The 10,955-nt window shown below is 70.3% G+C and carries 10 protein-coding genes; all 10 read left to right on the forward strand.

The features are described 5' to 3' along the window. Positions 1-26: 26 nt before the first annotated feature. The 10 genes from OHA25_RS23780 to OHA25_RS23825 are packed head-to-tail and all read left to right on the forward strand — an operon-like array spanning position 27 to position 10,882. Positions 27-1,970: a primary-amine oxidase gene (locus OHA25_RS23780; RefSeq protein ID WP_327589699.1), complete on the forward strand. Its 1,944-nt coding sequence runs from the start codon at positions 27-29 to the stop codon at positions 1,968-1,970. Next, positions 1,967-3,541 carry an acetolactate synthase large subunit gene (locus OHA25_RS23785; protein ID WP_327589700.1) on the forward strand — a complete coding sequence of 525 codons (1,575 nt, stop codon included), beginning with the start codon at positions 1,967-1,969 and terminating at the stop codon, positions 3,539-3,541. Before OHA25_RS23780 ends, OHA25_RS23785 begins: the two co-directional genes overlap by 4 nt. Before the next feature lie 8 nt (positions 3,542-3,549). Further along, positions 3,550-5,061, forward strand: coding sequence for an aldehyde dehydrogenase family protein (locus OHA25_RS23790; RefSeq protein WP_327589701.1), 1,512 nt, complete (start codon positions 3,550-3,552; stop codon positions 5,059-5,061). Between the two features lie 26 nt (positions 5,062-5,087). Next, positions 5,088-5,882 (forward strand): SDR family NAD(P)-dependent oxidoreductase, encoded by a 795-nt coding sequence (locus tag OHA25_RS23795; protein WP_327589702.1) that lies wholly within the window; start codon positions 5,088-5,090, stop codon positions 5,880-5,882. 23 nt (positions 5,883-5,905) lie between these two features. After that, a complete protein-coding gene (locus OHA25_RS23800; RefSeq protein WP_327589703.1) occupies positions 5,906-6,928 on the forward strand; it encodes a WD40/YVTN/BNR-like repeat-containing protein in 1,023 nt (340 codons plus the stop codon). An 8-nt stretch (positions 6,929-6,936) separates the two neighbouring features. Further along, entirely contained in the window at positions 6,937-7,446 is a 510-nt protein-coding gene (locus OHA25_RS23805; protein ID WP_327589704.1) for a VOC family protein, read from the forward strand. Between the two features lie 16 nt (positions 7,447-7,462). Then, positions 7,463-8,065, forward strand: a complete 603-nt coding sequence (locus OHA25_RS23810) for an amino acid synthesis family protein (protein ID WP_327589705.1) — start codon at positions 7,463-7,465, stop codon at positions 8,063-8,065. Positions 8,066-8,073: 8 nt separating this feature from the next. Continuing rightward, positions 8,074-8,943, forward strand: coding sequence for an alpha/beta fold hydrolase (locus OHA25_RS23815; protein WP_327589706.1), 870 nt, complete (start codon positions 8,074-8,076; stop codon positions 8,941-8,943). Further along, positions 8,940-10,565, forward strand: a complete 1,626-nt coding sequence (locus tag OHA25_RS23820; RefSeq protein WP_327589707.1) for a bifunctional 3-(3-hydroxy-phenyl)propionate/3-hydroxycinnamic acid hydroxylase — start codon at positions 8,940-8,942, stop codon at positions 10,563-10,565. Before OHA25_RS23815 ends, OHA25_RS23820 begins: the two co-directional genes overlap by 4 nt. A 2-nt stretch (positions 10,566-10,567) precedes the next feature. Continuing rightward, the gene (locus tag OHA25_RS23825; RefSeq protein ID WP_327589708.1) at positions 10,568-10,882 is read left to right on the forward strand and encodes an NIPSNAP family protein; all 315 of its coding nucleotides are present in this window, start codon (positions 10,568-10,570) and stop codon (positions 10,880-10,882) included. Positions 10,883-10,955 lie beyond the last annotated feature (73 nt).

Genomic DNA, 10,955 nt, shown 5'->3' on the forward strand with positions numbered 1-10,955 from the left:
CCACGACAACGAAGAGGAACCGGGTGATGACGACATCGCGCGCCACGGCGCACCCCTACGATCCGCTGACCGCCGAGGAGATCGAACGGGCCGTGCAGGCCGTACGTTCGGACCGGCCCGAGCTCGGCTCGCCGACGTTTCCGCTGGTGCGGCTGGACCCTCCGGACAAGGAAGCCGTGCGGAGCCATGACCCCTCGCGGCCCGTCGCGCGATCGGCGTTCCTGGCCGTCTACGACCGCGACGCCGGGGCCACCTACGAAGCCCGTGTGGATCTGGCGCGGAACGTCGTGACCTCCTGGAGGCACGTGCCGGGAGTGCAGCCGCCGATCATGATCGAGGAGATCCTCGCGCTTGAGGACATCGTGAAGAACGACGGCGCCTCGATCGCCGCGCTCGCCCGTCACGGGGTCGACGACCTGTCCCTGCTGCAGCTCGACCCCTGGTCGACGGGCACCCTGCCGGTCGAGGGCGTGGACGCCCGGCGCCGCGTCATCCGGGCCAGCGCCTACGTCCGGCGCTTCAAGGAGGACAACGGCTACGCGCGTCCTGTGGGGAACCTCGTGTTCGTGATCGACTGTGACGCCCGCTCCGTCGCCGCGATCCTCGAAGGAGAGCCCATTCCGTTGCCGCCCGAGAGCGGCAACTACGACGCCGGGAGCGTCGGCCCGTTGCGCGACGACCTTCGTCCCATCGAGATCGTCCAGCCCGAGGGCCCGTCGTTCACGGTGTCGGGCAACGTGATCGAGTGGCAGCGCTGGCGGCTGCACGCGCACATCGACACCGTGGAAGGCCTGGTCATCAGCGACGTCTCCTACCAGGACGGTGATCGGCGCCGGTCGATCCTGCACCGGGCGAGCATCGGCGAGATGGTCGTGCCCTACGGCGACACCAGCGACGACTTCTACTTCCGGAACGTCTTCGACGCCGGCGAGTACAACCTGGGCAAGACCGTCGGGTCGCTCAGCCTCGGCTGTGACTGCCTGGGCGAGATCCGTTACCTCGACGCGGTGCTCGCCGACGAGTCCGGCAGCCCGCACACCGTCCCCAACGCCATCTGCCTGCACGAGGAGGACTACGGCATCCTCTGGAAGCACTGGGACTTCCGTTATGTCGAACGGGCCGAGGTCAGGCGCTCCCGCCGCATGGTCGTGTCGGCCATTCACACGATCGGCAACTACGAGTACGGCTTCTTCTGGTACTTCTACCTCGACGGGACGATCCAGTTCGAAGCGAAGCTGACCGGCATCGTTCAGACACGCGCGATCGCCCCGGGGGAGGTTCCCGGATACGGAACCCTTGTCGCGCCGCAGCTGGACGCGCCCAACCACCAGCACCTGTTCAACATGCGTCTGGACATGGAGGTCGACGGCCCGCGCAACTCCGTCGTCGAGGTCGACGCCGTCGGCCTCCCGGTCGGGCCGGACAATCCGCACGGCAACGCGATCGTGGCCCGGCAGACCTTGATCGAGAACGAGCGGGCCGGGCGGCGCATGTGCGAGCCTCTCGCGGCCCGCACCTGGAAGATCGTCAACCCAGAGGTGCGGAACCGTCTCGGGCAGCCGGTGGCGTACAAGCTGGTGCCCTTCGCCGGCCCGGCGCTGCTCGCGGCCCCGGAGAGCGACCTGGCCCGCCGCGCGGAGTTCGCCCGGGCGCACCTGTGGGTGACCCGCTACAGCCCCGACGAGCTGCACCCTGCCGGCGACTACCCGAACCAGCATCCCGGGGACGGGATCGGGGAGTGGGTCAAGCAGGAGCGAGACCTCGTGAACACCGACGTCGTGCTGTGGCACACGTTCGGCACCTCCCACCTGCCCCGTCCGGAAGATTGGCCGATCATGCCGTGCGAGTACGTCGGCTTCACCCTCAAGCCCGCCGGGTTCTTCGACCGCAACCCCTCGCTGGACGTTCCGCCGCCGGCAGGCCATGACACGGCGCACTGTCACCACGTGCCGGAACAGGACGATCAGTGAAGACCGACCGCCACACCGCGCACGAGGAACTCACCGGAGCGCAAGTCCTCCTGGAGACGGCCACCGGTCGTGGCGTGTCGGTGTGCTTCGCCAACCCCGGAACCACCGAGATGCCGCTCGTCACCGCGCTCGACCGCGCACCGGGGATGAGAGCGGTGCTCGGGCTGCACGAGAACGTGTGCACGGGCGCCGCCGACGGATACGCCCGGATCGCCCGGCGAGCCGCGCTGACCCTGCTGCACCTCGGGCCAGGGCTCGCGAACGGCCTGGCGAACCTGCACAACGCGCGCCGCGCGCACAGCCCGGTCGTCAACGTCGTTGGTGATCACGCGAGCTGGCACCTGCCCTTCGACGCGCCCCTGACCTCCGACATCGCGGCCCTCGCGCGCACCGTCGGAGCGCACCACGAGATCGGTGATCGCGCCGCGGTCGCCTCGGTGACGCGGCGGGCGATCGACGACGCGCATGAACGTCCGGGCGTGTCGACGCTGGTCGTGCCCGCCGATCTCCAGCAGCTGTCCCAGGAGCCGCCACAGGAGGAGAGCCCTCGTGCCGCCCCCCGGCCCGGCGTCGACGAGGAGGCCGTGGAGCAGGCCGCCCACCGGTTGCGGGCCGCCGGTTCCCGGGGCGTTCTCCTCCTGGGCGGCGCGGGCCTGAGCCGCCGGGGCCAGTCCGCCGCCGGCCGGATCGCGGCCGCCACCGGAGCCCGTCTCTACAGCGAGACGTTTCCCGCCCGAGCCGAGCGGGGCGGCGGGCTGCCCCCGATCGACCGCCTGCCGTACTTCCCGGAGACAGCGGTAGCGGCGCTCCAGGACGCCGCGGTGGTGGTGCTGGCCGGGGTCTCCGAACCGGTCGCCTACTTCGGATACGAAGGAATCCCCAGCCGCCTGGCACCCCAGGGGACGGTGCACCGGCTCGCGGACGTCGCCCAGGACGTCGAACAGGCACTGGTAGCGCTGGCCGAACTCGTCGGCGCGGAGCATCGACCCGTGGCCGGCGCCCAGCGGCCGGTCGAACCCGCGCCGGGTGCCGCGCTGACCGGGCAGACCGTCGGCGCCGCCCTGGCGAACTGGCTGCCGGAGAACGCCATCGTCTCGGTTGAAGGCGGGACCTGCGGCTACCCCTTCTACTCGGCATCGGCCGCAGCGGTGCCCCACACCGTCCTGACCAACACCGGCGGCGCGATCGGCCAGGGACTGCCGGCCGCGCTCGGCGCCGCCATCGCCGCACCCGAGCGTCCCGTCATCGCCCTGCAGTCCGACGGCAGCGGCCTGTACACCGCGCAGGCGCTGTGGACCATGGCGCGCGAGTCGGCCGACGTCGTCGTGCTGATCGCCGCCAACCACGCCTACAACGTCCTGCGCACCGAGCTCGCCCGCCACGGAAGCCCCGAACCGGGTCCCCAAGCCGCACGGCTGACGAGCCTCGGCGAGCCCGCGATCGACTGGGTGTCGCTCGCGCGCGGTTTCGGAGTCCCGGCGAGCGACGCCACCACCGTCGGTGAGCTGCGCGTCGCGTTCACCGACGCGCTCCGGGCGCGAGGCCCGCACCTTATCCAGATGACGATGTGAGGACCGCGATGTCGTCCGAAATTTCGCTCTCCCAGACGGTGCGACGGTTCGTGAACCGGCCGCAGCGCATGCTCATCGGCGGCGAATGGGTGGAATCCCGAACCGGCGAGACCCTGGAATCCGTCGACCCGGCGACGGGCCGGAAGCTGACCACCATCGCACGGGCTGACAGCGCGGACGTCGACCGGGCCGTCCGCGCGGCGCGCGCCGCCTTCGAGTCGCCGGCCTGGAGGGACATTTCCCCGCTGGACCGCGGGCGGCTGCTCAACACCCTGGCGGAGCTGATCGAGGCGCACGCCGACGAGCTGGCGCTGATCGAGGCGCACGACAACGGCAAGCCGGTCAACGTGGCCAGGGCCGTGGACGTCGGCTCCAGTGCGAAGCTGTTCCGGTACTTCGCCGGGTGGCCGAGTAAGTTCGAAGGCAGCACCGTCCCGGTGTCGCCCCGGGGCGGGCTGAAGATCCTCAACTACACGCTGCACGAGCCCGTCGGCGTGGTCGGCGCGATCGTCCCGTGGAACTTCCCCATGTCGATGGCCTGCTGGAAGCTGGCCCCCGCGCTGGCCACCGGAAACACCGTGGTGTTAAAGCCGGCCGAGGAGACGTCGCTGTCCACACTGCGGCTGGCGGAGCTCATTCAGGAGGCGGGCTTCCCGGACGGGGTCGTCAACGTGGTCACCGGCGCCGGTGCCGAGGCCGGCGCGGCGATCGCGGACCACCCTGGTGTCGACAAGATCGCCTTCACCGGGTCCACCGAGGTCGGGCGACTGGTCGCGCGGGCCGCGACGGGCAACCTGAAGAAGGTGTCGCTGGAGCTGGGCGGGAAATCGCCGCACATCGTCCTGCCGGACGCCGACCCCGCGCAGGTCGCGGAGGCGGCGGCGGACGCGATCTTCTTCAACCAGGGGCAGACCTGCACCGCGGGGTCGCGCCTGTACGTGCACAAGCGCATCTACGACGAGGTGATGGCCGCGCTGGTCGAGCGCGCCCGCCGCATCGTGGTGGGTCCCGGCACCGATCCGGGCACCGAGATGGGGCCGCTGGTGTCGGCGAAGCAGCTCGCTCGGGTGGGGGAGTACATCGCCTCCGGCCGGCAGGAGGGCGGCAAACTGGCCACCGGCGGCGGACGCCCGGACGGGCTCGGCGAGGACTACCGTGACGGCTTCTTCCTGCAACCGACGATCTTCGTCGAGACCGACCATTCGATGCGCGTGGTGCGCGAGGAGGTCTTCGGCCCGGTCCTGGTCGCGATGGAGTGGGACGACATCGACGACCTCGTCGCCAAGGCCAACGACACTCCCTACGGCCTTTCCGCCGGGGTGTGGACGCAGGACCTGAAGATGGCCCATCGCATCGCGGCGGCGATCAGGGCCGGGACGGTGTGGGTCAACTGTTACAACCTCACCGACCCGGGCTCCCCTTTCGGCGGCTACAAGCAGTCCGGCTGGGGACGCGAGATGGGCCGCGAGGTGCTCGAGCACTACACCGAGACCAAAAGCGTGTGGGTGAACCTCACGTGAGAACACCGACCCAGGAGAGGAACGTCGTGGATCTCGAGCTTCGCGGGCGGGTCGCCGTCGTCACCGGCGGCGCGCTCGGCATCGGCAGGGCCGTGGCCCGTGAGCTGGTGAAGGAAGGCGTCTCGGTGGTGATCGCCGCCCGGCGCAGGCATCTCCTGGAGGAGACCGCCAAGGAGATCGAGGCCGAGCTGGGTGGACGCGTCGTGCCGCTCGTGGCCGACACCACCAGCACCGAATCGGTGCGCGCGATGATGGACGCGGCGGCCGGCGAACTGGGCCGCGTCGACATCCTCGTCAACGGCGCCGCCGCACCGTCGGGACTGGTGCGCAACTCGGTCGACGAGGCCGACCCCGACCTCCTGCTGACCGACCTGAACACCAAGGTCGTCGGCTACTTCCGGTGCGCGCAGGCGGCCGCGCCGCACATGCGGGAACTCGGCTACGGGCGCATCCTCAACATCGGCGGGCTGACCGGCCGGTCCAGCCACGCCCTGTCCGGCATGCGCAACCTCGCCGTCGTGCACATGACCAAGGCCCTGTCGGACCAGCTCGGCCCGTCCGGGATCACGGTGAACACGGTGCACCCCGGCGTGGTGGAGACCGAGCACATTCACGAACTGTACGAGAAGGAAGCCGCCAAACAGGGCATCACACCGCAGCAGGTCGAGCAGAACTTCATCGATCGGACGCCGATCCGCCGGGTCCTGACCGCGCAGGAAGTCGCCCGCACACTGTGCTTCCTGGCCTCCCCGCACGCCGGCGGCATCACGGGCGAATCGCTCGGCATCGACGGCGGGCTCACCCGCGGCATCTTCCTCTGAACCCTCAACCAAGGAGCATCGCCATGGAAGGAACGATTCTCGTGGCAACCGCGGGACAGGGCGTGCTGTCCAGCGCGGACGACGGCAGAACCTGGTACCGGATCCCGCCGGGGCAGGAGGTGGAGTTCGACGCCGTGGTCCGGTGCCTGGCCGTCCACCCCGCCGATCCACAGGTGATCTACGCGGGGGCTGACGTCGGCCTGGTCCGCAGCGACGACACCGGCGTGACCTGGCACCGTGTCGACTCTCCGATGAACGGCATGCACATCTGGGCGCTGGCCATCGACCCTGATGATCCCGACCGCATACTCGCCGGGACCGGCGCGCCCTCCCGCGCGGCGGTGTTCCGCACCACTGATGCCGGGAAGAGCTGGGACCGGCTTCCCCCGGAGATCCCCGAGTTCTGCGCCGGCGTCAACCGCCCGCGTATCCTCACGGTGACGTGGGATCACGTCGACAGCGGGGGCGCGTGGTTCGGCGTCGAAGAGGGCGGCCTGTGGCGCACGCGCGACCGGGGCTACACCTGGCAGCGCGTTGACGGCACCCCCGCGTCGCTGCCGGACGGGGTCACCAACTCCGACATCCACAGCATCGTGGTCCTCGCCGGTCCGCCCAAGACGATCGTGGTCGCGGTCGTCAACGCGCTGTTCGTCAGCCAGGACGACGGCCGGACCTGGACCCGGCAGGACACCCGCCGGAAGTACGGGATCTACTACACGCGCCTGGTGATGCCCATTCCCGGTACCGACGACCTGCTGCTCGGCATCGGCGACGCCACACCCGGCACGATGACGAAGATCCTCTACTCGACCGACCTCGCGCAGACCTGGACCGAGGCCGATCTCGACACTCCGGCCAACTCCACGGTGTGGGCGTTCGGCACCCACCCGGCCGACCCGTCGACGGTCTTCGCCGGCACCAAGTACGGCCACCTCCTACGGTCGACCGACGCCGGACGGACCTGGACCAAGGAATGGCGCGAGTTCCCCGAAATCACCGACGTGGCATGGACCCCGGCCGTCGCCGCGGGTCCCGGCGCCCACTAAGGAGGCACATGATGATGGCCAAGGACGACGCACCGCGGTCCACGACCGACGCCGTATCCAGTGTGAAACCACGGGTGCGGCGCACCCACCTGTCGCTGTTCGTCGGCGACCCCGAGGCCTCGGCGAAATGGTACGAGGACGTGCTAGGCATGGAGGTCACCGCCCGCGGGCCTGAATGGGTCTTCCTCTCCTACGGGCTCAAGCACCACGACATCGCGCTGATCCGCGCCGAGGACGGCGCCAGGCCCGGTGGCATCGGGCTGCAGCACTACGGCCTGGAGATCGACGGCGACCTGGACGAGCTGCGCCGCCTGTACGGCATGCTGCTCAGCAAGGGCGTACCCGTGGTGAAGACGACCGACCACAAGGTGGGCTTCGGCGTGTACTTCACCGATCCCGACGGCAACCGCTTCGAGTTCTTCTGCGAGACCGTGCGGGACGACGAGGAGGGCAAGCGGATCCTCGGCGAGCACAACGCGCCGAGCGAGACCGTCGATCTCGATCCGCTCTACACCTGATCACTGGAGAGACCTCATGCGCGACCCGAATTTCGAGGGCTACCACATCCGCAAGTGGTTCACCTGTATCGAGGACACCCTGGCCACCGAGACCGGCGCCCTGGCCGACGGCGAGCCGGTGCGGAAGATCGTCATCGCCGCGGCGATCCACAACCCCTACGCGGGCCGCTACAGCGAATCCCTCGACGAGATCGTAGGCCGCTCGGCCGCGCTCGGCCTGGAGTTCGGCCGCCGCGTCAAGTCGGCGGCCGAAGGCCGGCCGATCGAGAGCTACGGCAAGGCCTGCCTGGTGGGAACCGGCGGCGAGTACGAGCACGGCAACGCCTTCCTCACCCAGGTGTTCGCCGACCCGGTCCGGGAGGCGGTCGGCGGCGGGAAGTCCTGGGTGCCCTCCACCGGCAAGCGTGCCGCCCCCGGCACGAGCATCGACGTGCCGCTCGCGCACAAGGACGCCCTCTACGTGCGCTCGCACTACGACACCGTCACCGTGACCTTCACCGACGCGCCCGCTCCGGACGAGGTGGTGGCGATCTTCGCCTTCGCCACTCGTGGGCGGTTGCACGCGCGCCTCGGCGGGCTGACGGCCGGTGCGATCGAGGGCCGAGACGGGCTGCGGTGAGCATGGCCGTGCCGACGAAGCCGACTGCGGGCGCCGACCGGTTCACCACGCTGAACGGTCTGCGCGCGCACTACGTGGAGTGGGGCGACCCGGACGCGCCCCCGATCGTGCTGCTGCACGGCCTGCGAAGCTACGCGCGGACGTGGGAGCCGGTGGCGGCGGCGCTGGCCGATCGCCATCGGCTCATCGCCCTGGACCACCGGGGCCGCGGTGACAGCGCCTGGGATCCGGCGGGCGAATACGTCACCGATGCCTATGTCAGCGATATCGAGCAGCTCGCCGACGCGTTGGACCTGCGTCGCTTCACGCTCGTCGGTCATTCCATGGGCGGCACCAACGCGATCGTCTACGCGGCACGGCACCCGGAGCGGGTCCGGCTCGCGGTGATCGAGGACATCGGGCCCGGTTCGTCGGCGTCCGGCGCGGGCGCGGAGCGGATCAGACGCGAACTCGAGCGGACGCCGCGTGTGTTCGCCGGGCGGGACGAGGCGCGTGCGTACTGGCGGAGCGTGCGCCCGGACATCTCGCAGGCCGCGCTCGACTCCCGGATCGACAACACCGTCCGTGCGGCCGCCGACGGCCAGTGGGTGTGGAAGTTCGACCTCGAGGGCATCGCGCGGGTGCGCCTGGATCCCGACCCAGCACGCACCGTGGATCTGTGGCCGCACGTCGAAGCGCTGCGGTGCCCGACGCTGGTGCTCCGCGGTGCCCGGTCGGACTTCCTGCCCACCGCCACGTGCGCCGAGATGGCCGCCCGCCAGCCGCTGCTCACCTGGCAGGAGATCCGCGAGGCCGGGCACTACGTGCACGACGACAACCTGGCCGACTACTTGACCACCCTGCGGGAGTTCCTGGACCGGTATCGGGACCGGCCATGACCCGCACGCTGCGCACCCAGGTCGCCGTGGTCGGCGCCGGCCCGGCGGGCGCCACCCTCGCGAACTTTCTCGGCATGTACGGCGTGGACGCCCTGCTCGTCGAGCGCTCCCTCGAGATCATCGACTACCCGCGCGCGGTCGGCATGGACGACGAATGCCTGCGCAGCTTCCAAGCAGTGGACCTGGCCGACGAGCTGATCAAGGACATGATCCAGAACGTGCCGCTGCGGTTCTTCGACGGCCGCAACCGGTGCTTCGCCGACGTCCGGCCGGCCACGCGCGAGTACGGCTGGTCCCGGCGCAACATCTTCATGCAGCCCAGCTGCGAGGTCGTGCTGCGCCGCGGCCTGCACCGGTTCCCCTCGGTGCGTGTGCTGCTCGGGCACGAGGTCGTCCGGTTGGAGCAGGACGGCGACGGGGTCGAGCTCGACGTCCAGGCTCCCGGAGGCGAGACCCTGCGGGTCCGCGCCGAGTACGTGATCGGTGCCGACGGAGGCCGCAGCACCGTCCGCGAGCTGCTGGGCGTGGAGCTGGAGGGCGACACGCATCCGCGCAAGTGGGTGGTCGTCGAGTGTGACAACGACCCTCTCGACGCCCAGTACACCGCGTTGCACTGCGATCCGGCGCGGCCGTACGTCTGCGTCCATCTGCCGCACGACCTCCGGCGCTGGGAGTTCATGCTGTTCCCCGGCGAGGACGACGACGAGATGCTCAAGACCGACAAGGTGCACGAGCTGCTCGGCCACCATGTCGAGGACCCGGCGCGGCTGAACATCATCAGGGCACGCGTCTACACCCACCACTCGCGGATCGCCCGGCGGTTCACCGTCGGCCGCGTGTGTCTCGTCGGCGACGCCGCCCACCTCATGCCGCCCTGGGCGGGTCAGGGGATGAACACCGGCATCCGCGATGTCACCAATGTCGCCTGGAAGATCGCCGCCGCCGTCAGGGAGCACGCCGATCCGGGCATCCTGGCCACGTACGACACCGAGCGGCGCCCCCACGCGCAGGCGATGATCGACCTGTCGACCACGCTCGGCCGCATCCTGTCACCCACCAACCGCCTGGTGGCGACCGCACGCGACGTGTTCTTCCACGCCGTCGTGCGAGCGCCGGCGGTGCGCGACTGGGTCCTGCAGATGCGGTTCAAGCCGATGCCGCAGTACACCGACGGCGTCGTGGTCCCCGACGGGGGCGGCCGGCGGTCGCCGGTCGGGCGCATGTTCATCCAGCCTCTGGTCGAGAACGCCGAGGGCGACGTCCTGCGCTTGGACGACGTGCTCGGCCCTTGGTTCGCGGTGGTGGGCTTCGGCGCCGACCCGGCCGAGCACCTCTCCGGCGCCCAGCGCGACTACCTCACCGCACTCGGCGCCACCTTCGTCAAGGTCGTCGACTCGCGCGCCGGCCGGGCGCGGCGCGCGACCGTCCACCCGGAGACGCAGGTCGTCGAGGACCTCGAGGGGCACCTGCGTGAGTGGTTCACCCGTCACTCCGCATGCTTCGTCCTCACCCGCCCCGACCGGTACGTCGCGGCGTGCACCGACGAGGCCGCGCTCGGCCCGGCCGTCGACCGGCTCCACCGGCTGCTCGGCCCGGCCAACACTGATACGGAGCAGGAGTAACCATGATCGTCGAAGAGCGCAACTACGGCCTCCGGCCAGGCGGGGTCACCGAGTACCTGCGCCTCTGGCGCGATTTCGGGCGGCAACCGCAGATCCATCATCTCGGCGAACCGATCGGGGTCTACCAGACCGAGACCGGTGCCCTGAACACCCTGGTGTACCTGTGGGGATTCTCCTCCTGGGAGGATCGTGGCCGGCGGCGGGCCGCGTTGATGGCCGATCAGCAGTTCGCCGCGTTCCGCAGTCAGGTACGCGATCTCGTGCACAGTCAGCAGAATCGGATCCTCACACCGGCATCGGTGATGGAGGGCAACTGATGCGGGGCCGATCCTGGACTCGGCGGTGGAGTGCGGGCTGGCCCTGGCTTCGTTCTTCCCAGGGGCCGGCCTG

This window comes from Nonomuraea sp. NBC_00507 (assembly GCF_036013525.1).
Classification (GTDB): domain Bacteria; phylum Actinomycetota; class Actinomycetes; order Streptosporangiales; family Streptosporangiaceae; genus Nonomuraea.